The 24,304-nt window shown below is 46.0% G+C and carries 16 protein-coding genes; 15 read left to right on the top strand and 1 reads right to left on the bottom strand.

All coding sequences use genetic code 11. From position 1 onward, the window contains the following. Positions 1–15 precede the first annotated feature (15 nt). The gene (locus AC58QT_RS19805) at positions 16–3,480 is read left to right on the top strand and encodes a WD40 repeat domain-containing protein (RefSeq protein WP_497410510.1); all 3,465 of its coding nucleotides are present in this window, start codon (positions 16–18) and stop codon (positions 3,478–3,480) included. A 60-nt stretch (positions 3,481–3,540) separates the two neighbouring features. Here the strand turns inward: AC58QT_RS19805 and AC58QT_RS19810 are convergent, their stop codons facing one another. Further along, entirely contained in the window at positions 3,541–4,449 is a 909-nt protein-coding gene (locus AC58QT_RS19810) for an AraC family transcriptional regulator (RefSeq protein WP_497410511.1), read from the bottom strand. Positions 4,450–4,781: 332 nt separating this feature from the next. Between AC58QT_RS19810 and AC58QT_RS19815 the strand changes: the two genes are divergently transcribed. The 14 genes from AC58QT_RS19815 (at position 4,782) to AC58QT_RS19880 (ending at position 24,300) form a co-directional block, all read left to right on the top strand. After that, positions 4,782–6,134 (top strand): ABC transporter substrate-binding protein, encoded by a 1,353-nt coding sequence (locus AC58QT_RS19815; RefSeq protein ID WP_497410512.1) that lies wholly within the window; start codon positions 4,782–4,784, stop codon positions 6,132–6,134. Positions 6,135–6,203: 69 nt separating this feature from the next. After that, positions 6,204–7,157 (top strand): carbohydrate ABC transporter permease, encoded by a 954-nt coding sequence (locus AC58QT_RS19820; protein WP_497410513.1) that lies wholly within the window; start codon positions 6,204–6,206, stop codon positions 7,155–7,157. Next, complete coding sequence (locus AC58QT_RS19825; protein WP_497410514.1) at positions 7,154–8,035, top strand: carbohydrate ABC transporter permease; 882 nt, start codon at positions 7,154–7,156, stop codon at positions 8,033–8,035. Before AC58QT_RS19820 ends, AC58QT_RS19825 begins: the two co-directional genes overlap by 4 nt. Before the next feature lie 11 nt (positions 8,036–8,046). Beyond that, entirely contained in the window at positions 8,047–10,770 is a 2,724-nt protein-coding gene (locus tag AC58QT_RS19830; protein WP_497410515.1) for an alpha-mannosidase, read from the top strand. After that, a complete protein-coding gene (locus tag AC58QT_RS19835; RefSeq protein WP_497410516.1) occupies positions 10,767–11,684 on the top strand; it encodes a class II fructose-bisphosphate aldolase in 918 nt (305 codons plus the stop codon). The genes AC58QT_RS19830 and AC58QT_RS19835 overlap by 4 nt, the downstream gene beginning before the upstream one ends. A 27-nt stretch (positions 11,685–11,711) precedes the next feature. Then, positions 11,712–12,437: an MBL fold metallo-hydrolase gene (locus AC58QT_RS19840; protein ID WP_497410517.1), complete on the top strand. Its 726-nt coding sequence runs from the start codon at positions 11,712–11,714 to the stop codon at positions 12,435–12,437. A 51-nt stretch (positions 12,438–12,488) separates the two neighbouring features. Continuing rightward, a complete protein-coding gene (locus AC58QT_RS19845) occupies positions 12,489–14,924 on the top strand; it encodes an alpha-mannosidase (RefSeq protein ID WP_497410518.1) in 2,436 nt (811 codons plus the stop codon). A 184-nt stretch (positions 14,925–15,108) separates the two neighbouring features. Beyond that, positions 15,109–15,915: a DeoR/GlpR family DNA-binding transcription regulator gene (locus tag AC58QT_RS19850; RefSeq protein ID WP_497410519.1), complete on the top strand. Its 807-nt coding sequence runs from the start codon at positions 15,109–15,111 to the stop codon at positions 15,913–15,915. A gap of 811 nt (positions 15,916–16,726) precedes the next feature. Next, positions 16,727–17,725, top strand: a complete 999-nt coding sequence (locus AC58QT_RS19855; protein WP_497410520.1) for a LacI family DNA-binding transcriptional regulator — start codon at positions 16,727–16,729, stop codon at positions 17,723–17,725. Positions 17,726–17,741: 16 nt separating this feature from the next. Beyond that, positions 17,742–18,614, top strand: a complete 873-nt coding sequence (locus tag AC58QT_RS19860) for a carbohydrate ABC transporter permease (protein ID WP_310500612.1) — start codon at positions 17,742–17,744, stop codon at positions 18,612–18,614. Between the two features lie 13 nt (positions 18,615–18,627). After that, positions 18,628–19,479 carry a carbohydrate ABC transporter permease gene (locus AC58QT_RS19865; RefSeq protein ID WP_310500613.1) on the top strand — a complete coding sequence of 284 codons (852 nt, stop codon included), beginning with the start codon at positions 18,628–18,630 and terminating at the stop codon, positions 19,477–19,479. A 144-nt stretch (positions 19,480–19,623) separates the two neighbouring features. After that, positions 19,624–20,931 (top strand): ABC transporter substrate-binding protein, encoded by a 1,308-nt coding sequence (locus tag AC58QT_RS19870; RefSeq protein ID WP_497410521.1) that lies wholly within the window; start codon positions 19,624–19,626, stop codon positions 20,929–20,931. 67 nt (positions 20,932–20,998) lie between these two features. Further along, the gene (locus tag AC58QT_RS19875) at positions 20,999–22,270 is read left to right on the top strand and encodes an amidohydrolase family protein (protein ID WP_497410522.1); all 1,272 of its coding nucleotides are present in this window, start codon (positions 20,999–21,001) and stop codon (positions 22,268–22,270) included. After that, a complete protein-coding gene (locus tag AC58QT_RS19880; RefSeq protein WP_497410523.1) occupies positions 22,267–24,300 on the top strand; it encodes a hypothetical protein in 2,034 nt (677 codons plus the stop codon). The genes AC58QT_RS19875 and AC58QT_RS19880 overlap by 4 nt, the downstream gene beginning before the upstream one ends. The last annotated feature ends 4 nt before the right edge of the window (positions 24,301–24,304 follow it).

Here is a 24,304-nt window from a genome sequence, read left to right on the forward strand (position 1 = left end):
AAAGGAGTTCCATCCATGACCCGTCAACTCATTCAAGCTCGAGAAATCAACTACTATACCAACCTGCTTCCAGAGCAGCCAATTGTGATTGCAGCGCCAAGAGACACTGAAGGTGTTCGAGCCGCACTCGCCATCGAGGCCAAGCTGCACCAAATAAATGCTGACCTGCGTATTGTCGTGCTCGAAGATCCGATGCCAGCGATCCTGTATCAGGCGCAAGGACCTGTTTTTCTGATCGGCAACTTGGCGGATAGCCAATGCGTGAAGGAGCTGTATTTTCGCTGGTTTTGCTTAACCGATCGGTGGTATCCGGGGCCATCTGGATATGAAGTTCGCACTTTGCTGAACCCGCTCGGAAGCGGTCATAACATCATTCATCTCGGGTATTCTGACGAAGACGGGCTCCAAGGTGGGCTCCATATTCTGCTAGAGCATATGAAATCATCGATTCCGCATCTGGCTGAAGTTAAGGCAATGCGTTTACCGATTCCAGATCATGAAGTGATCAAGTTCAAGGCGCCTAAGCCGCATCAGCACGATTGGCAAGTAAGCATCCGCCATGAGGATGTGATGAAGGGCGTTCTAGGGTATTTGATTGGCGATCAGTCTTGCTTGGACGAATACGCCAGGTTGTCAGAGATTGTAGTTCGCAACGGCGTCTTGATTGATGATAAAATCGTACAAATCCACCTTGGCATCCGCAGCCGTGTCGTGTTGTTCCGCTTGTTAGAGGTGTCTGGGTTAGTCCCAGACACGCTTCGTCAGAAGATGACCCAGTTCATCTATGATTGGGCGGAGAGTGCGGAAGGGTATCGATATGTAGAGAAACCGCTGTATCAGTCTCGCCATTTTCCAAGGCAAAACCATGGTACTATTCCCGCGCTCGCGCTGGTATTCGCCTCTGATTATTTCACCACTCACTATCCGGGAATGGAAGAACCGAAAGTGTGGAAGAAGACCGCGGATCGCGTGTTCGCGCCTTATTCAGATGGTGGCTGGAAGCCGGTGTGCGACGGCATGTGCCACGGCTGGTGGATGACGCAGCCAACGTTGATCGATTATGGCTTAATGGATCGAGATCACCGATTCTTTGAGAACGGCGGGGCGCGCGCCGCAGCTGACTGTGCGGTGGCGATTGTCAATAACATCGGCTGGATGCCGAATGCCGGCGACTCCATCCTGCTGCAATCGTTCCCAGGACCAAGTTTGCGAGCTGCTGCCGCTTATTACAAGGATGCACGATATACATACATGCATGAGCTGGCACCCGTGCATCGTCGATTGTACCACGAGTGGGGAACGATTGGCGGGCTGCGGACGTTTGATATTGGGTTGACGCCAACCGTACCCGCAGTTGGGCTAGGTGTAACCGTCGTCCCTTTGGATCCTTTGATTTATGAGGCGTGGGACAAGGAGCTGGATCTAGCGCTTTTACTGCTCGACACACCGCCATCGGCACCAATCGATCTTTGTTTTGACAAAATCTCAATCCGAGCAGGGTGGCAGAAGCAAGACGACTACATGCTGATTGACGGGCTTAGTACCAAGAGTTCTTCCCACTCCTATGCCGATGCAATGGGTATCCATGATTATGCTAGGCTAGGTGTCAGCTGCATTGTGACGGAGGATTTGCTTCTGTTTCCGGAGCCGGAGAGCCATAGTCTTGTGACGGTCGTAAAAGGTGGAGAAACCGGCCCTCTACCAAGCTTCGCTGAGTGCGAGGCGCAAGCAACAGAACCGGATGGGACTTTTTACGTACGGCTCAAGCTGGCCCGATACGCGGGAACCGACTGGTACCGGGAAATCTGGATGCGCCCTGGGAAATATGCCGTTATTCAAGATACGATCGTTGCACTGGAAGACGGGGAGTACGCGGTAGAAGCACATTTCCGGACGCCTTCTCGCGCTCAGCTGAACGGCTCGCTTATGACTAGCAGCCGAAACACAGAAGCCGGCGATCCGGTGGAGTTCCGACTTCAGAGTGCATGCACATCCGCTTCCAGCTGTAGTCTTACGGAAGTGCCGGTGTCGTTGTTCTATCGGGTGCACCCTGGTGAGCCGCAACCGTTGACGTTAGACGACGATCCGGTGGAGGCATATAAGCGCCGTTATCATACGCAAGAGGTGGAGCTGACCGCCTTCCGAGCTCGCAGTACGACCCGGCTTTGTCCAGGGGAGTCAGTCGTGTTCAGTCACTTGGCACAAATTGCGGCGGCTGGGGAGACACATGGCTTGCTTAAGCTGGATGACCGAGCCAAGGTGGTTGTGATTTGTGGAGAAGAGAGCTGGGAGGTTGTCTCGCAAGTCAAGTCTCGCCAGCCTTCTGCTGCTGTAGTCATAGCAACGGCTTCTGCGACTGTAGAGGAACTCGTGACGAAGCCTTTCGTATCTCTTCCTTCATCGATTACAACCTTCAAGATGGCTGCAGGAGGAGCGGGTGGCTTCGTGTGTGGCACTCATTCGGGTAGTGTCTATCGAATCGATCCATCTGGACAGATTATTTGGGAAGCGAAGCTGGAAGGCTGTGTGCATGATGTGGATGTGGCTGGAACGAATGAGGAGGAGACGGTTTTTGCTGGTCATGGAAAAGACCGACTCTCCGTGCTCAGTCGAGCAGGCACAGTACATAAGGAATCACGCATCATCCGGAATCCAAGTCCATACCCATGGTGGGAACTGACAGGACCTGCCCCGATGCGCCTCGTGGCAGTGTCAGTCGCATCATCCACAGGCGATAAATATATGGGTGCTGCTGTGGGGTGCGGTGATATGCAGCTGCGCTTTTTCGATCAAGACGGAACCGAGCGCTGGAGCTGGTGGTATAAGGAAGGGTTGCCCGGACGGATCCAGGTCGGCGATGTAGATGGAGACGGGGTGGAAGAGCTCATCGTAGGGGGCGACATTATCACGGATCAATCCACATGCCGCATTCTAAAGATGGATGGCAAAGTGAAGGCGGAGTTCACTGTGGAAGGCTGGACTAGCCGGACGACCTCATTGGATTGGACGGTGGCTGGGACGCGCCGCATTCTGGCCTGTGGAGCTAACCGCGGCAGGAACCTCTGGGTATACGAAACAACGGGACTGCATGAAGATTCGGCGCTCCAAGCCGATTTCCAACAATCTGAGCATCGTCTTCTGTTCATGAATCGATTAGGCGGTGCGGTGTCCGCATTGCAATTCTCGGCTGACGGGGAGCGGCTTGCGGCGACGACCAGCCAAGGCTTCTTGTGTCTGTATGATCTTCAAGGGAAGCTCCTGCATACCAAGCTGTATGAGCACGGTATCGTATACTTGAGTTGGTTGAATGGGAAGTTTGTGCTCGTCGAGTCAAATGGCCATCTCCACATGGTAACACCGGAGGGGCGGACAGAAGCAAGTGTGCAGACTGGCGTTGCCAGTACGGCTTTCTGTCAGAACGGCATCGAGCTGTGGCAAGTATCCCAGAACGCTATCTATTTGACAAATTTGAAGCTTTAATAGAACCTATCAAAAGCTAGCTCTCCTGCTCCATGTGAACAGGAGGCTGGCTTTATTTCGTTAGAATGGTTGTTCTTGAGAACGATATTCGGTTGGGGACATACCGGACCATCGCTTGAACTGCTTGCTGAAGTGCGCGCTGTCGCTGAAGCCCAGCTTCTGGGCGATCGTCTCGAGTGGTTGCTTCGTGTTCATGAGCTCTAGCTTCGCTCGCTTCAAAATAGCGGTTGACAAGTATCGCCGGGGCGACAGCCCATACACCTCGCGGAACAGTCTGGAGCAGTAGGACAAGCTGTACCCCATCTGCTCTGCTATGCTGCCGAGTCTCGTATCAAGCCGATTCTGGGGAGACTCTCCGCAGTTCGCTTCTGTCTCCAACACTTGCGCCATCCGCCTAGCGATATTGTAGCTAAGCAGATTCCCTTCATTTCCCGCCTTCTGCTCCTCCATCTGAACCTGCGCCAGCGCTGAGAACAAAGAGAATAGTACGGACAATATTTTCATACGCACGACTAACGATACGGATGTCTGATTATCGGCCCCCCAAGCCAGTTCAATAAGCTGTACTAACGGGGTATTGCAAGCTTGTTCGATGGGAGATCCAACGGGGTGATGCTTGTCGGGATGCAGGCAGAGCAGTTCCTTCAGGGCAAAATCGTCCACATCAAACGTAACCACGAAGTAAACCAGCCTTCCACTCTCACACGCCCCGCAATCATGGACATGCCAAGGCGGAATGAGCACAAGATCGCCGGCTTTCATCTGATACACCGTCTCTTCTACTCTCATCCATTGCTCGCCTTCTAGCACCACGTTCAATTCAAAAATCGGGTGATCGTGTTTGCGGCATTTCCATCCAGGTTCGACGGTCCGCCAGTGGCCTTCCTTCAACACAAACGTAGATTGAATATCAGGCAGAAAAAAACGGTCGGTAATGCGATCAGCAGGCGGTTGCATAGAGTTCGGCAAGAGGCATTCTCCTTCAAGTGTCACTACCGTAAATCTATAAAAAAATAGTATAGAAGTCTACTTCTTTTTATGCAGAATAGGGCTAGGAAATGGAGTTTATTATTAGTATGCGATCTATTACAAAATAATGTGTGATTATGACCGATTTTTTATTTGAAGCCACACAAACACATTTGTAAGCGGTTATAATTTCATTGACAATGTGGAATCTTTGAGTATTATATAGGTATAGGCTTCAAGAAACCACATTGGAAGCGCTTCAAGATGTGGGATTGTAAATCCGCAATGTGGCATTGGTTGTCTAACCATTTTATTAGGGGGAATGTAACCGTATGAAGAGAGCAAATAAATCCATGTTGGTCGTACTTAGCACGGCGCTTACTACAGGCTTAGTGTTGACGGCTTGCAGCACGAGCAATACGGCAAGTCCGAGTGCTTCCGCTGGAACAGCAGCAAGTCCAGCTGCAAGTGCAGCAGTAGAGAAACCGAAGGGTAAAGTAACACTGGATTTTTGGACGCACTGGGGTTCTACTACACGTCGTCCTATTATTGAGAAAATCATTAGTGACTTTAATGCTTCTCAGGATCGCATCACGGTAAAACATACGTTCTTACCTTATGGAGATGGTTGGACGAAAGAACTAGCAGCCATTGCAGCGGGTAATCCACCTGATGTTATCATCCACGATATTAGCCAAGTTGCTCAACGTGCAAGCAAAAAGCAAGTTATGAATTTGACGCCATATCTGGCGAAAGAGAACATTAAGGATCGCTTCTTTCCGCACTTATTAGATGCAATGCAATACAAAAATGAAGTGTACGCACTTCCATTTGTAACAGATACTCGCGTATTGTTCTATAACAAAGCGCTCTTTAAAGAAGCAGGTCTCGATCCGGAGAAACCGCCAAAAACTTGGGCTGAAATGGAAGAGTACTCCAAAAAAATCGACAAAATTAACAATGGTAAAATTGAGCGTTTAGGCTTCCATCCTCGTATTGCAGGTGGGCAAGATATGTTCTTGAATAATGCCGATGGCGGAAGACCTTGGCTTGACGACAAAGGGATTTATATCAATTCACCTAACCGAATTGCTGCATTGGAATGGTATAACAGTTGGGATACCCGACTAGGCAAAAAAGAAGTCGATGCCTTCAAAGCTGGTTTCGGCAGTAAAACGAATGATCCCCTTATTGCGGGTAAGTTAGCGATGAAGATCGATGCGGGAACTTTCTGGACTCAAATTCGTGACTTTGCACCGAAGAAAGAAGACTTTGGTGTCGCAGCAATGCCTGAATTCAAACCAGGCAGCGGCAACTGGAGTAACGGTGGAGGCTTCACCATTGAAATTCCATTTGGCGCGAAGCATCCAGATGAAAGCTGGGAGTTCTTGAAATACATGACAGATGTTGATGCACAGAAATATTGGGCACAATTCAACTTCGATAATGTATCTAATATTAAAGCGTCCAATGATCCAGAATTGATCAAGGATCCGGTCTATAAGTTTACGGTTGATAACTTGAAATCAACAATTTTGGGAACGGTCCCAGTAACAGCACCCGATTTCCTTAACTTGGTAAATCCACAAATTGATGAAGCGATTTTAGGTAAACAAACACCGAAAGAAGCCTTGGATAAAGCGCAAAAAGCGGTCGAAGATTTAGTTAAATCAAACACAAAATAAGCTTTAGAAAGAAAGGGTGGAGGCGTAGTGTATGACTACTCCACCCTTTTCATATAAGGAGGGAAACAAGTGAATCCTCAATTGACAAAAGAACCACAACCGAAAAAAACAAAGAAGTGGTCCTTGGATAAAAAAGAAGCACTAGAAGGATACAGTTTCATTGCTCCGTGGTTTATAGGCTTTCTCATTTTCACTGCAGGGCCGCTGTTGTTCTCTTTATACGCCAGCTTTACGAACTATGACATCACTTCCCGCATGGATTATATCGGGCTCGATAACTATAGACGCATGTTTACCGAAGATCCGTTGTTCTGGAAGTCACTCCGCAATACGCTTTATTATGTTGCACTTGCCGTTCCTTTAACGACGATGGGTTCTGTTATTCTTGCTGTTTTGTTAAATGTGAAAATTCCCGGTATGCGATGGTTTCGGACGATTTATTATCTGCCAACCGTTTTGTCCGGTGTTGCTGTTTATATGCTTTGGATGATGCTGCTTAATCCGGAATCAGGTCTCATTAATACCGTGCTTGGTTGGATTGGCATCGAGGGACCTGCTTGGTTATCAGATCCTGCTTGGACGAAAAATGCGATTGTTATGATGAAAATGTGGGCTGTCGGAGGTGGCATGCTGCTGTTTCTAGCAGCACTGCAAGGGGTATCCGATCATTTATATGAAGCCGCTGAGATTGATGGTGCTTCTAAAATTCGTAAGCTATGGCATATTACCGTGCCGATGATTACGCCTGTCATCTTCTTTGATGTTATCACTAGCCTAATTGGCGGTTTTCAAATTTTCCAGGAAGGCTACGTCATGGCCGATGACCCTGGTTCGCCGGGTTCTCCATCGAACTCGCTATTATTTTACAACCTGCATATGTTCCTGAAAGCTTTCAAAATATTTGATATGGGATATGCGATGGCCATGGCCTGGTTCCTTTTTGTAATCGCCATATTTGTTACCGTAATTAATATGGTGCTGTCCAAATATTGGGTTCACTATGAAGGAGGAGATTCGCGATGACGGTCGCTGCAACAGTTACTAAGAAATCGTATCATCAAAGCCGTCGCAATAAGGAAAGAATCTCTAAATGGGTCGTAACCCTGATTCTAATTGCGGGCAGCTTATCCTTTCTTATGCCGTTTTGGTGGATGATTCAAACCTCGCTGAAATCACTACAGGAAGTTGTTTCGTATCCGCCAACCTGGTTCCCTGAGAAATTCGTTTGGTCCAACTATAAAGAAGCTTGGCAAGCTGGCAATTTTGCAAGATACTCGGCGAATACATTGTTAATCGCTACGGTTGCTGTGTGTGCGCATGTTATTTCAAATTCTTTCATTGCCTATGGGTTTGCAAAAATTCGATTTCCAGGGAAAGGTTTTCTCTTTTCCATTATTCTCGGAACGATGATCATTCCTGGATTCGTAACACTGATCCCGCAATACATTTTGTTTTCCAAATTACATTGGGTAGGAACGTATTTGCCACTCGTAATTCCCGGTTTTTTTGGAAGTGCATTTCATATCTTTCTCATCCGCCAATTCTACTTGGGTATTCCAAATGACCTTGTGGAAGCAGCGAAAATCGATGGTGCAAACCACATCTATATTTGGCGTTCAATCATGCTTCCTCTAGCCAAGCCTGCACTTGCGACCGTAGCCATCGGGACATTCACTGGGGCGTGGAATGATTTCCTTGGTCCGCTCCTATATGTGAACGATGAAGCGAAGTACACCTTACAGATTGGTTTACAAGCTTTCAAGGTCAGCTCGGGCACAAGTCAATGGCATTTATTGATGGCAGGTTCAGTCATGGTAATGATTCCAGTTATCGCAATCTTCTTTATTTTCCAACGTTATTTTATTGAAGGTATGAACATCAGCGCTGGTACAAAAGGTTAGGAGGAAATGTCTTGGATCGTAAATTTCGTGTTTTTGTGTACCATCACACCCATTGGGATCGGGAATGGTGGGCGACGATGCAGGATTTCCGCATCCGTTTAGTGGAACTGATCGACGAACTGTTGGATACGCTCGATAAAGATCCAGAGTTTCGCTGTTTCTTGCTCGACGGTCAAACAATCGTACTGAAAGATTATTTGGAGATTCGGCCAGAAAATCAAGCGCGTTTGCTGCGATTTATCCATGAAAATCGTATTCAATGCGGTCCATGGTATATTTTGCCCGATGAGTTTCTTGTCAGCGCTGAGGCGCATGTACGCAATCTGATGTTGGGGAATCGGATGTCCGAAAAGCTTGGTTTTACGAACCTGGATGTCGGCTATATCCCGGATACCTTTGGTCATATCTCGCAAATGCCGCAGATTCTGCAAGGCTTTGGCATCGACAATGCGATGGTTTGGCGAGGGCTGGGTGGACCATCTCCCAATTTTAAACAAGAATTTCTTTGGGAAGCGCCAGATGGCACGCAAGTTTTTACGTATTGGTTCCCCGATGGCTATTATATGGTGGATTTTCTCCACTTCGATAATCCAAAAAAGACGTATGAAGAAACGTATGGCAGAGTCCGCAAATCAATTGAACGCTGGGCAACGCGGGCTACCACAGATTGCTTGCTAATGCCATACGGCGGTGATCATAGACGTATCGATGCCCGATTGCCCCGATTAATGAAGCAGGTTCAAGAGGATTTGCAGGAAGTTGCGGAGCTGCACTGGGGAACAACGAAGGACTTCATGGAGGCTGTCCGTGCACAAAATCCGTCTTTGGACGTCATCAAAGGGGAGCTTAGGCATTTCGGCGCAGAGCTGCCCCATGTATTGCCAGGCGTGCTGTCTGCCCGGATGTACCTGAAACGGCATAATTTCAATGGGCAACTAGCCATGGAGCGTTATGCGGAGCCATTCTCAGCATTAGCCTGGTTGCATGGACGTAAGTATGAAGCAGCACTCTTGTGGACGGCGTGGGAGCTTCTCGTTCAGAATCACCCCCATGATAGTATATGCGGTTGTAGTATTGATGAAGTTCATCTGGAGATGCTGCCACGTTTTGCACAATCCAAACAAATCGCTGACATTGTGACGGAGAAGAGCGTTCAGCACATCAACAATCTCATTGATACAAGTGAGCTGCCTGAGGATGCTGTCGCGCTTGTTATTCATAACTCTCTCTGTTGGATGAGGAGTGATACTGCTGCAGTTTGGATCGACCGCAAGCTAACTGCTCACCCTAGAACGCATGTTCTTATTAATTCCGACGGACTTGAGATTCCCTTTCAAGTGAAAGATGTCAGCGGCATGAAGCCGATGACGGATAAACATTTCTATACGGAAATCTGTTTCGCTGCGAAAGATCTTCCAGGTCTTGGTTACAAGACGTATGTGCTACGACCAAGAGAGACAGCTTGTGATCCTAAACAAGTCTATTTCAACACGCTGCTGCCAGCTGCCAAGATCAAGGGCAGTGAAGCCAAATCTGACTTGCACATTAGTAATAACACGATAGAGAACGAATTACTGCGTGTGGAGGTTCATGCACAGAATGGTACACTGCGTATCACGGATAAACGAAGCGGTCGCATCTATGATGGCTTAGGTGCATTTGAAAGTGGTGGAGACGCAGGGGACACGTATAACTATGCGGCGCCATTAATCGATCACGTACGATGTACGACTGATCATTCGCTGGAGGTGCATATTTCAGCTGCGGAAATCGGCTATGCGAAAGTCACTCTTCAGGTAGACATTCATTGGATATTGCCGACGAAACTTAGCGAAGATCGGTTAAGCAGAATGGCATCATACACCGATTACCACATAACGAATTATGTGACTTTAACAACGGGATCCGAAAGAGTGGATGTACGAACGGTTTGGAACAATCGAGCGGAAGACCATCGGTTGAGGGTATTATTTCCTCTTGGTGAGATGTTTAAGGTCTCGCATGCAGAAGGTCATTTCGATGTGGTGGAAAGAGAATCAGCTGTTCTGGACATGGGGAATGGATGGCCGGAAACGTACGTGCCGCAGAAGCCGCAGCAAGGCTTTGTCAGTGTTAAAGGCCGCAATAAAGGACTGACAGTCGCCAATAAAGGGCTGACGGAGTATGAAATGCTGAACGATGAGCAAGGCACACTGGCGATCACGCTTCTCAGGGCTGTAGGCTGGTTATCTCGTGAAGATACCCTGGTTAGACACGGTGGGGCTGGACCTGAAACACCTGTACCTGACGCGCAAAGCTTGGGGATGAATGAGGCGGAATATGCCATATTTGTCCATCAGGAAGATTGGCTGGAAGCCAAAATCCCTACCAAGGTACATGAATATTTAACGGCAAGCTACGGCTCAGTCACTGATAAGCATGATGGCGTTTTAGGTCAAACTGGCGGTTGGCTGGAGCTCAAGGGCGATCATACACTTATGCTTAGCGCTTGTAAAAAATCCGAAAAAAACGATGCGCTCATTGTGCGCTTCTGGAATACGTCGAAGGCAGCCACCACAGCCAGCATGCATCTGAAGACCAAGCCTCATCAGGTTCGTTACCTAAAATTAAATGAACAGCCGATGGATCGGGAGAATCTCAACATCGATACCGATGGTTCATTCACCCTGCATGCCAATGGTGCAGAAATTATCACACTTGAAATCTATTTCACAACGAAGGAGAAATTGACATGACAACAAGTATTAGACCAAAGAACGTCCTAACGCTCAAACAAGCCTTGGAGGTAGCTGAGAAATTTGGCTTCGCGATTGGCTCGTTTTCCCCAAGATATACACCAATGATTACGGCCGTGTTGCGGGCTGCAGAGAAAATGAAATCACCAGCAATTGTACAAATTTCTCATAAAGAATTGGTTCGTTACGGCATTACACCGAAGGAATTTGCGGATGAGTTTTATGACAAAGTGGTTGCAGAACATATCACCGTGCCGTTGGTTTTGCATCTCGATCATACGAAAGAATTGGCGACGATTGCTGAAGCGATTGATGCTGGTTTCACTTCAGTCATGATTGATGCTTCAGAGAGAAATTTGGATGAAAACATCGCCATTTCGAAGGAAGTTGCAGATTATGCGCGCGCGAAAGGCGTATCCGTTGAAGCCGAGCTTGGCATGATTGGCACAACGGACTTTGTAGAAACGGATAAAGATGAGGAGTTATACACGGACCCACAGGAAGCACACCGCTTCGTTGATGAGACGGGGATTGATGCACTGGCTGTTTCTTGCGGAACTGCTCACGGCGTGTACATGGTTAGGCAGCCTAAGATCGATGTCGATCGACTACAGGCTATCCGTTCACTTACGCCTGTACATCTCGTCCTGCATGGTGGTTCCGGTGTGCCAGCTGACATGATGGCTGGCGCAATTCAACTTCCAGGCGGCGGTGTGAGTAAAGTTAATATTGCAACAGATCTTGAACTTGCTTTCTTAGGCGCATTGGGACGCGAAGAAAGACTAACGAATGCAGAATGTCAGGCTTTGGAGCCATCGCTTTTAGAACTAGGGAGATCCGCAGTAGAAAATACAGTCATGGATAAAATGACTCATTTCTTAGGGAGCAAAGCGCAAGCAGGTCACTTTGTCTAGCAGTCATGGCTTAAAGGAGGAATCCCAATGCCCAAAGCAGTCAAACTTGCTGATGATTTCTTTGTTATTTCAGGCGATAAACTGACCCATCCATGGGATGCAAGTGCTTATTTACTTACAGGAAGCGAGCCTGTCCTAATTGATTGTGGAGGTTCTGAGGGGTATCCTGCACTGAAACGAAACCTCGAAGAGCTTGGACTACATCCACGAGATATTACAAAAGTGATTGCCACGCATGGTCATTGGGATCATGTGGGCGGATTTGCGCAGCTTGCCGAGGAAAGCCAGGCTGAACTGTGGGTTCACGAAAATGATCGCGAGCAAGTTGAACAAGGCGATTATGATCGAACAGCTGCTTTTCTCTACGGCAAGCCTTTTCCAGCTGTACAAGTTCACAGGACGCTGAACGATGGGGAAATCTTGCAAGTGGGCAAGTTCACATTGGAAGTGATTCACACCCCAGGGCATTCGCCTGGGAGTGTGTCTCTTCTATTAAAAGATGGCATACACAACGTATTAATTGCTGGTGATACCTTATGGGGCGGCTACCATCCCAGGGTTGGATCTGATCTGACAGCATGGGAACATTCTCTGGATAAGTTGTTAACCTATGATTTTGACTTGATGACCTTCGGACATTTGCCTCCGACACTGGTCTATGACGCAAAGAAGAAAGTTGCTGAAGCTCGAAGACAGCTAGGGACGTATTTTAACCCTTGGTTTAAACCGATGTGTGAAACCTTTCAGTATTAACTCGCTTGCTCCAACGAAAGTAACTATGTAGAGAGAAGGTAGAGAGAACCTATGAAAAATAAGAAACTTTACATGATTGGAAATGCCCATTTGGATCCAGTTTGGCTATGGCAATGGCAGGAAGGCTTTCAAGAAACCAAAGCAACATTTCGCTCAGCGCTCGATCGCATGAAGGAATATGACGATTTTATTTTCACATCCAGCTCCGCTGCGAACTATGAGTGGGTGGAAAACAACGATCGTAAAATGTTTGAAGAAATTAAGGAACGCATCCACGAAGGCAGATGGCAAATCGTCGGAGGCTGGTGGATTCAACCAGATTGCAACATACCCGGCGGGGAGTCGTTTGTCCGTCAAGGCTTATATGGTCAGCGGTATTTTAAAGAGAAATTCGGCGTAACCGCGAAGGTAGGTTATAACGTCGATAGCTTCGGACATCACGGCATGCTGCCGCAAATTTTGCTCAAAAGCGGAATGCCATACTATATTTTTATGCGTCCCATGCCGAATGAAAAAGGCTTGCCAGGGCGGTTATTCCATTGGGAATCCGACGATGGCAGTCGTGTCATGGCGTATCGAATTCCATTCGAATACTGCACATGGGGCAAAGATTTGGAAAAGCATGTACGCCGCTGCATGGAAGAGTTGAAAGATCCGTTCGGCAACTTGATGGTCTTCTATGGGGTTGGTAATCATGGCGGTGGCCCAACCAAGGAGAACATCAACAGCATCAAGCGGATGAACGCACTACCAGAATTCCCTACGATGGAAATGGCGGCTCCGAATGAATTTTTTACCGATATGGAAGCCTTGGATTTACCTATACCGGTTGTACACGATGATCTTCAGCATCATGCAAGTGGTTGTTATGCAGTTCATTCAGGTATTAAGCACTGGAATCGACAAGCAGAGAATACGCTCCTAGCAGCGGAAAAGTGGTCATCACTATCAGAAATCGTAACGGGGCAGCCTTATCCAGCCGATTATCACCGCGCTTGGAAAAATGTCCTATTCAACCAATTCCACGACATCCTGGCTGGAACTAGTCTAGAGTCGGCGTATGAAGATGCGCGCAACATGCACGGTGAAGCCATGACCATTGCAGAACGTGGATTGAATTATGCCATTCAATCCCTATCTTGGAATATTGGCATTGAACAAGAAGAGGGCATGAAGCCAATTGTGGTATTTAATCCACATTCTTGGGACAGCCGGGTGAACATAGAGCTTGAAGTTGGCGGTATCAAGGAAACGACCGTCGTGGTGGATGATACGGGGAAACAGGTACCTTTCCAATTGGTGCAATCACAGGCAACCGCTGGCGGTAGATTCCGTCTAAGTTTCATAGCGGAGCTGCCTTCGTTGGGTTACCGCGTGTATAAGGTGAAGACAACGTCGCTGGAACCCAGGTTAGTCGTTCAGCCGATTAAAGCGAATGATTATGCCTTGGAAAATGATAGACTCCGCTTGGAGTTTGATCCCAAAACAGGCTTCATTTCCAGTCTTTTTGATAAGAAAGTGCAGTACGAAGTGTTTCGCGGCCCCGCGGCTAGACCTGTTGTTATCGAAGATAAATCGGATACGTGGAGTCATAATGTATTCCATTTTAACAATAAAGTTGGCGATTTCATTGCAACGAGCATCCAGCGTGTGGAACATGGGCCTATTAAATCCGTGATCCGTGTTACTAGTGAATATGGCAGCTCGAAAATTGTTCAGGATTTCACACTATTCAAAGAACTGGACTATATCGACGTCAAAGTGACAGTGGACTGGCGTGAGCAGTTCAAAATGTTGAAATTGGTATTCCCGATTAATTTGATATTTACCAAACAAACGTACGAAATTCCTTATGGTTTCAAGGAAAGAGAACACAATGGCGAAGAAGAGCCAGGTCAGAGCTGGGTAGATTATGGCGGTATCTTGAGGGATGGAGGCGAACATAGCGGGACATCGTACGGAGTGTCGTTGATGAATGATGCGAAATACAGCTACAGCATTATGAATAAAGAGTTGGCAATGACCGTTCTTCGCAGCCCGATTTATGCCCACCATGATCCAGTTGTCCCTGAGCCTCATGGTCACTATTCCTTTATTGACCAAGGGATTCAATCGTTTACGTACAGATTGCTGCCGCATCAAGGAAGCTGGGAGCAGGCGGGTACCATTAAGCATGCACTTGAATTGAACCAACGTCCGACGACGATTATCGAGTCCTATCATGAAGGCGCCCTAGCGCAGAAGGCTTCCTATTTAAATGTAGATAAAGACAACATTATTGTTAGCGTAGTGAAAAAAGCGGAAGATGGCTGTGACTTGATTATTCGTGCTTATGAGACAACGAGAGAAACAACCGATGCAATCATTCAATTGCCGCATGCGAATCGAACGATCAAGGCGCGATTTGGTCCTTGTGAAATTAAAACGTTCCGCGTTCCTTCGGATCAGAGCCTACCGATCGTAGAGACAGATTTGATTGAATGGTAAAGCGGTGAAGGCAGTGATGGGAGTGGAGAGAATCAGCCTAAAAGGTTGACAACATCTCAAAGAAAAGCGATATTAGATTTGCAACATTGCTTTATCTCAAATGTAAACTCCCCAGTCAGAAATCCCTTTCTGATACGGAAACTAATAGGTGAAAAGGTATTCGAGGATTAGAGGGGGATTGGGCATGATAGCCATACATCGCAGAACCAAAATTAAAGAATTGCTCTTCCAAGAGCGCAGTGTCAAAGTCGCAGATTTGGTGAAGGAATTCAGTGTTTCCGAAGAAACGATTCGACGTGATTTGAATCAATTGGAGCAAGATGGCATTATTCAAAAAAATTATGGCGGCGCCATTCTTCTCGAAGAATTGCAAACGACTTCGCAACAGATTCCACCTGTTGAACAGCGTAAATTTCAATACTACGAGGAGAAGGATGCCATCGGTAAAATGGCTGCTTCTTTGGTGGTAGGCGACGAGATTGTCATTTTAGATGCAGGCTCTACGACATGGTGTGTCGCTCGTCACTTGCGTAATGTGCCAGGTCTTATGGTCGTTACGAACGGGTTAAATGTGGCGGAAGAAAGCAGTCAGAATGAAGATGCTTCTGTCTTTATGATCGGTGGCAAACTAATCAAGAAATCGATGAGTCTTGTGGGGCCGCAAGCCGAACTTGAGCTGCAAAAATATAATGCTGATTTTTCTTTCTTAGGCGCCTCTGGGATTTCCAAACGCAAAGGATTTACAAGTTCTGATCTCTATGAAGCCGAAGTAAAGAGGGCTATGATCGCAGCAGGGCAGAAGATTGTTATCGTAGCAGATCACAGTAAATTCGAGCGGCAAGGACTGATCTCATTTTCGAGCTTTCAAGATGTTGATATCCTAGTAACCAGTGACTTAGTGGAACAGAGTTTACTTGACGAAATTAGTCAGTTAGGTGTTGAAGTGATGGTGTGTCCGGTTAAGCATCTCCTTCAACATGAAGACGAATGAGTCATTGAGGTATACAGAAAACCGTCTTTGAAATTGACCTTTTTCATAAAAAATGACTAAACCATATATAAACTTTTTTGGAACTTTTGCAACTCGAGATAACTTATCGCTCCCATGACATAGAGATGAACCTCGTTCGCAAAATAACGTTATGAAAACATCTTATTTGTTAGTTTAGAAGAGAATACGAGAGAATAACGTTATAAAATAACGCTATTTCACCATAAATGGATAAATACCACTCCATTCGGTCGAAATAGCGTTATTCCGTAATGCTATTTCTTCGCAGAACATGCCAATGTAGCAAATAACGTTATGGCACACCTTTATTTGAAATCGCATGTGAGCGTACATTTGTAAGGAGAGACAAGCTCCTCTAAAACCGTCAATTTTTATGAGAATTCACTAAGTTGCATATTTATTAAGTCTCATTCATTAATCGACAGTCTCTTCTACCGAACTAAATGAATACTTTTGACGGATAGGAGTCATTTGTGGTAATTTAGTTCGGCTAATTCGGATTATTCGAGTTCACACACCGTATAAGGCAATGGAAATTAATTCGTTGACATTCTTGGCTGTAAGCGATAACATATAGGTACACGATCCAACAGAAATTATTTTGGGAACGATCCCAAAATTGGATGACAACGATGAACCGAAAGGTCATTTTTTTTGAATGAAATGTGGGAACGTTCCCAATAATAAAAACGACGATGACAAGTTGCAAAACAAGATTGCGCACACTAGTTTGGGAACGTTCCCAATTAATGGGGATATAAGATTCGTAAATGAATAAAGGAGGCAGAAGATGGGGCCAACAATACATGATGTCGCTCGAGTAGCGAATACATCCAAGAGCACGGTTTCACGCTATTTAAATGGTCAGAAAGTGAAGAAAGACACAGAAGAGGCGTTAGAGAGAGCCATCCAATCCCTTAATTATCATCGCAATGAAAATGCAAGAAGATTAGTAATGAGTCGGACGAATACGATTGGTATTGTTGTCGATAACATTTCTAACATATTTTACTCAGGTATTATTCGAGGGATTGAAGCTGTTGCGAATCGTAAAGGATACAATTGTATTTTTTATAGCGGTACATCGAATTCTAAGCACGAAGCTTCCTTTCTCCACCTGCTGTATGAAGGACATGTTGATGGGATTATCCTGCTAAGCTTTCAGAAAAGAGATCAGCAGGAACTGGCACGCATGATCGAGGTGCCCTACCCACTAGCTTTAATTGGGGATCATGGGGAATTGGACGGATTGTTCTCAGTGGATATTGATAACGCATCTGGGGTTGCTGATTTAGTGACCTATTTACATGGATTAGGACATCGCCGCGTTGCTTATATTTCGGGTCCTGCTCATATGGGGCCGATTAAATATCGGTTGAAGGGCTTACAACAAACGATGAGCGCTTTGGACATGGAATGCAGGCCAGAGTGGATTGTGAACTCGGATTGGAGTAATCAAGGCGGGTATGAAGCAATGAATGAGTTGCTGCAACATGAAGGGTTCACGGCCGTTATTGCTTCCAGTGATGAAACGGCAATTGGAGCACTTCGTGCGATACAGGAATCAGGACGTCAAGTTCCTGAACAAATGTCCATCGTTGGGTTTGATGATATTACGTTGTCCAGTTGGGTATCCCCCAAATTGACAACCGTTCGCCAGCCTCTGCAAGACGTAGGGATGAAGGCTGCTGAGGGGTTGTTTGCCCAGATCGAAGGAGAAGATGTTGAACGAACAGCTCATTTGTATAAACCGACACTGATGATTCGTCAATCTTGTACCACACTTTAGAAAAGGGTTGTGAGCGATGATTTCTAAAATCAACAAGTCGAATTACGGCTATCTATTTATTGCCCCATTTTTTATCGGATTTGGCATCTTCGGTTTGATCCCGATTTTATATACATTCTATTTAAGCTTTACCAAATGGGATGGATTTTCGGATCCGATTTATATCGGCTTCGCGAATTACACGCGGCTTTTGCATGATACGTACTTTTATCAAACGATAGGGAACACCATGATCATCTGGATCATGTCAATTGTTCCGCAGCTCATCATAGCGCTCGTACTTGCGATTGTATTGAATGAGAAGTGGATACGCGGTAAACATTTTTTCCGGGCTGTGTACTATTTTCCGCATATTATTACGCCGATTACGCTTGGTGTCATGTTCAGTTTAATGTTCGACTGGCAAACGGGTTCGGTGAATAAAGTACTCATGGATCTGGGCATTGTGAGTGAGCCGGTGAATTGGTTCAGCAGCCCTTGGTGGTCGCGCACGATTGTATCTGGTGTCATTTGCTGGCAGTATTTCGGGTTTAATTTAATCGTATTTATTGCTGGTTTACAGTCCATTTCGGATGAAGTGTATGAAGCGGCCAAAATTGATGGCGCTAACAAATGGCAAAGCACCTTGTATATTACTCTTCCCTTATTGCGTCCAGTGTTACTTTTTACGTTCATTACCTCCGTTATCGGCGGGTTGCAATTGTTTGATGCCCCATTGATGTTGGGGAGTGGTCCAGACAATACGACAAGAACAATGGTCATGTATTTATATGAAACTGCGTTCAAAAATTTCAATTATAGCTACGGAGCAACAGTTGCATATGGCATTTTCGTAGTTGTCATGATCTTAACGGCGATTACAGCGAAAGCATCTAAGTTAAACGAGTAGGAGGTAACATCCAGTGGTTAGAAGTGAAGAGAAACCGTTTGAACTCCATCTGTTACTATTGAAAATCATCATCTATGTGGGTTTAATTGCGATAGCCCTGACTTGTTTACTTCCTTTCTACAGCATGCTGATTACGTCTACGCATACGAATTCGGACATAGCTCGGAAGCTGTTGATCGTTCCTGGGAATCAATTCTTGGTCAATTATCATCGTTTGACTGAAACCGTTAACATATGGCGGGGATTTGGTAATACAGTTTTCATCACGGTGACAGCAACCCTAATTAATGTGTATTTTGCAGCTTTAGCTGGTTATGGCTTTTCCAAATACAATTTTCGCTATAAAAGCGTGCTGTTCATGATGGTGCTTGCAACTATGATGATTCCTGGACAGCTCGGGATTATCGGATTTTATAAATTAATGGATGTCTTCCATATGCTGAATACGTATTATCCGCTGTTGCTGACCTCCATGTACAATGCTTTTGGTATTTTCCTCGTCAAACAGTTTGCTGACACCTCGGTGCCATCTGAAATTATTGAGTCTGGAAGAATTGATGGGTATGGTGAAATGCAAATTTTCCATCGCATTATTTTACCTTTAATGAGTCCAGCACTGGCCACGTTAGCGATTTTTGCTTTCATTGGAAAATGGAATGACTTCTTAGTTCCGATGATTATTTTATTCGACGGTGATATGCAGACCCTTCCGGTGATGATCGCGAGTGTCAAATCGCAGTTCTCCTCCGACTTTGGTGCACAATACGTGGGGATTGTTATCTCAGTTATTCCAATTCTGGTCTTCTTCTCTTTTATGTCCAAACGGATTATTAACGGTGTTGCAGCCGGGGCTGTTAAAGGCTAGTAAACGGATATTGAGAGGAGTGATGCTCACCAAAAAATGTTGAGATTATCTGAACCTATTCGCTTCTATTCTAATAGGAAATAATCCTACTATGTTCAAGCCAGTAGAACGACTATATCAATCACATCAAAGGGGCGAATTCTCATGAAAGCACAAAAATGGGCATCTATTTTAATGACTGCAGTACTAACTACAGGGGTTTTGACAGCATGTGGCGCGAAATCGAATACGAATAATTCGGCAACTACGAGTCCAGCTGCAACAGCTGCGCCAGCAGTAGACCCAACTAAGCTCGCTGGTACGCTTTCTCTTTGGACTTTCTTTGATGGAACAAAGGGCATTGCAACGGCATTTGAGAAGAAATATCCAAATGTGAAAGTGGATGTCAAAGTATTCCCAGGTGATCAATATCAAATCAAGCTGTTGTCTGCCTTGCAATCCGGCAAGGATGTACCTGACGTGCTTGATCTTGAAAGAAGCTATGTAGGTAAATTCATCGAATCACCTTTCTTAATGGATTTAGCGCCAATTGGTGCCAATGAACTTGTAAAAAATTATATTCCTTATGTAGCTGAGCTTGGTAAATCATCGGATGGCAAAATTAAAGCGATCTCTGACCAATCTTCGCCAGGCGGCTTCTGGTACTTGAAAGAAAATGCGAAAAAGTTCCTTGGAACCGATGATTCAGCGAAAATCAGCGAAATGGTGAGCTCCTACGATAAAATGATTGAGCTTGGTAAAAAAGTGGCAAAAGATAGCGATGGCAAAGTTCATCTGATCGCGAATACAGGTGATTTGTTCGATATTGCCAGCTATAATACACAGCCTTTCTATGTGAATGGCAAATTAAACATCGATGCGAAATGGGAAAAAGTCTATAACACGCAGAAAGATATTCGCGCGAATAACGTAGATGCGAAACTGCCTTTCATGTCAGCCGGATGGGGAAATGCCCTGAATGACGGCAGTGTTGTACTCGTGGCTATGCCAGCTTGGGCTTCGTTCATGATTGGCAACAAAGACAACAAAGCGGTCGGCAAATTTGGCGTTGCCAAAACACCAGAAGGTTTCTATAACGGTGGAACATTCCGTGCGATTTACAATAAGACAGCGAATAAAGACATTGCGAATGAATTTATCAAGTTCTCTGCAAGCGCAGAATGGCAAAATGCAGATTTGCTAGCAAGAGGAAACTTGCCAGCACTGCAAAGTGTTTATGATGCAAATGTAGATAAATACACGGGCACACTGACCGGCGATCAAAAAGTACTTCAACCTTACTACGAGATGATGAAGGCGATGCCTGTTATTAAGTCTGATAAGTACAGCGACTCCATCCTGAGTACGTGGAGAAAAGTAGCTGGTCAAGGGATTACAGATAACAAAAGTTATGCGGATGTTGTAGCATCTTTCCAAAAAGAAGTGAAAGCAGCGTTCCCAGAGCTTCAATAATGACAAATATAGAGGGCGGCTGTTTCGAATGAAGCAGCCGCGCATGTAGAAGGAGAGAGACCCGGAAATGAGCATCCTTCATGATTATGTTAACAGAATCCGCATCATTGACGGTCATGAACATCTAGCAACACCGCAAATTCGTAAGAGAGAAAATCACGATCTATTCTCCCTCTTGCATTATTTGGACTCTGATTTTTATAGTGCAGGCATGAAGCAAGGTGTTCTGGGAAGACAGAGTTCCTTGGCTGCGGAGCAAAAAGCTTCGATGTTTATGGACTATTGGCATAAAACGAAAAATACAACATATGCTCGGATGTTCCGGACCGCGATGGAAGATTTATATGACGTAACGGATTGGAACGTGAAAAGCCTGCTAGAGGCGAATGAAAAGGTCTTGCAAGCCACGCACGACCCGAATTGGTATGAGCATGTCATGGCCGAAAGGTCCGGTATTGATCTTGCCTTTACACTCATCCAAACAACGAAGTTGGACTACGATCGTTTTCGTCCCATTATGTTTATGGATTTCGCATTTAAGTTACGAACATTAAAGGATATTACCGCTGTAGAACGGATGTCTGGCGTGAACGTGTATCATTTGCGCCAATATTTAGATGCAGTGGATGCCTTATTGCATAGATATGTCCAGGAAGGCATGGTCGCTACGAAGTTCGGACATGCGTACTGGCGCTCCCTTGCTTCAGGGAACCCGACCTTCCACGAAGCGGAGCTCGCTTTTAATCGATTATTGGGCTGCAGCCTGGAAGAGTCGCTCTCTCAAGCTGAGACCTTGGCGCTTCAGGACTATTTAATCCATTTTATTATCCAGCGTTCAACAGCCTACGGACTCCCGATTCAAATTCATACCGGACATCATGAAGTCAGTGTTTCAAACAACGGCAATACGATTACGAACTCCAATGTGGAGTTGCTCATTCCTTTGCTGCTGGCGTACAAGGATACGAAATTCGTTCTGCTCCACAGTGGCTATCCTTATTATTTACCCTACTTAAGTATCGTGAAAAATTTCCAAAACGTGTATGCCGATTTGACCTGGCTATACATCATTTCTCCGACGGCGGCTAAACAAATCCTTCATCAGTTCATTGAAATGGTACCGATGACCAAAATACAGGGCTTTGGCGGCGATTATAACTATATCGAAGGCACGTATGCTCACCAGAAGCTAGCAAGGAAAGTGGTTGGCGATGTTTTGACGGAAAAGGTAGCCGAAGGCGCACTCGATGAAACCGAAGCGATGACATTCGCCGATCGGATTTTCCGCTTAAATTTAATTGACATCTATCAGTTGAAAGACATGGAGGTACCGGGATGATGCAGTGGCGATTATCGGATACCGGGTTCATAAAAGCAGTTGAGATTCGACATTCAGAATCGGGGCAGGAAGCCTGTCTGTCATTTGCCCAATTGCTAACGGTAAGCAACCCACAGGGGGAGAAGGAAATCGTTCCTGTGGGATCAGCATCATCGACTTCGGAGGGGCTTGAAGTGTCAGGGCAATCCGCAAACTTTCAGGTGAGCTCAACATGGATACAGCATCAAGATATTTGCGACTATTACGAAGTGTTTGTAGACATTCAATATAGAGGTAAGGAAGCATCTGCCCATAACCTACAGTTTGGCTGTCAGTTAGAAGGAGCAGGTAAACCAGACTGGATGATTCCGGGTGCATTTTATAAAGAGAATCGATTCGAGAAGAACTTGCGTCCATACCCGCGTTATGATTTCCAAGGCGGCGACCCGCAGCAAATGGTGTCAGACTACTGGTCCTTCCGTGCGGACCGCGCAGCTCTTCCAGCTGTATTCGCGTGGAATGACGGCATGTGCGGTGCACTTTGTACCGAAGAGATGTCCTCGCTCGGGATTAGCGGATTGGGCTTCCGCGGCAATGCGGCAGGTACGGAAATTTGGCTTAACTTTCCATACAAAGAGGAACCTGTCACGTTTATTGGCAACGCTGTGCCTGCACCAGCTGATTTGGTTATGCATACCTTCCAGCCAAATGATAAAGTGCAGCTCCATCTCTATGTGTATGCAGGTACACCAGATCCACACAGCTATAATCCATTTGTTCGTCAAATGTATGCGATACATCGCCAAGAACACGGTCTTAATCCGTGGATGGGCTTAGAACAAGCTGCAGAATTAACGGCTCATGGCCTATACGAATGGCACTATGACCAAGAGAACGACATCTTAAGGGAAACGGCAGCGTTCGACCGAGAGTTTAATAACAATGTGAAAGGGATGGGCGATCGTCCTCACATGCATGTCAGCTGGGTAAGCGGTGTGCCTTATGCGTATGCTTTGCTGATGTATGGTAGGAAAAAAGATAACTCTTCCTATACGGATGCAGGGATTGCAGTCTTGAATAAGATTGCAACAGGTCTTGCTCCGAACGGAACGTTCTGGGCTTCCTGGGAGCTTGGCCGAGGTTGGACGGCTGGCTGGAATCCGAAGAGGACTTGGCTTCAAGCAAGAACGGTCTCGGAAGCTACGTTATTTCTTGTTCGTGCGTTAGCTTTCGAACGAGAAGCGGGCATCGCGCATCCGGATTGGGAGCATGCCGTGCTGTCTAACCTACGATATGCGGTCGATCATCAACGTTCGGATGGAAACTTCGGCTCCTATTACGATTGTGAGACGGGTGAAGTGCAAGAATGGGACGGCGCAGGCGGTATGCTCTGGATTGCAGCCTTACTTGAGGGAGCAAAATATTTCGCAGAAGATGCATTCTCAGCTGCAGCAGTTCGTGGAGGAAGTTATTACGAGCGGTTTATCCGTGACGAGTATATCTACGGTGCGCCAGAAGATGTTCATTTAACACCAACGTCAGAAGATGCATACAATGCGGTTGTTTCTTATGTGTTGTTGTATGAGTGGAACCGTCAGCCACTCTGGTTAGAACTTGCCTCAAGCGCAGCAGACTGGATGATGACATTCCGCTGGACGTATAATTTACAATTTCCGAAGCATTCCTTGCTGGCCCAATACAATTATTGCTCACGTGGAGCAGATCAGGCCTCAACTTCGAACCAACACTTACACAATTATGGACTATTCGCAGTACCTGAGATGTTGCGTCTATGGACATATACAGGCGATCGCTACTATTTAGATCGTACCCGTGATCATATATCTTGCTTCTTGCAATTTATTGCCAGGGAAGATGGCGATTTCAATGCCTATAAAGGAATGGTTACCGAACGATTCTACAATACAAATTGTTTTCAGCCTAAGGGAATGATGTTGACACTATCTCATTCCTGGTGCATTGGACTTATTTTATATGCAGCACAAGCTTCCCAGTCTTATGAAAATGAGTTGAATTTATTCGATCGCTAAGGAG

This window comes from Paenibacillus sp. J31R109, from assembly GCF_059692055.1.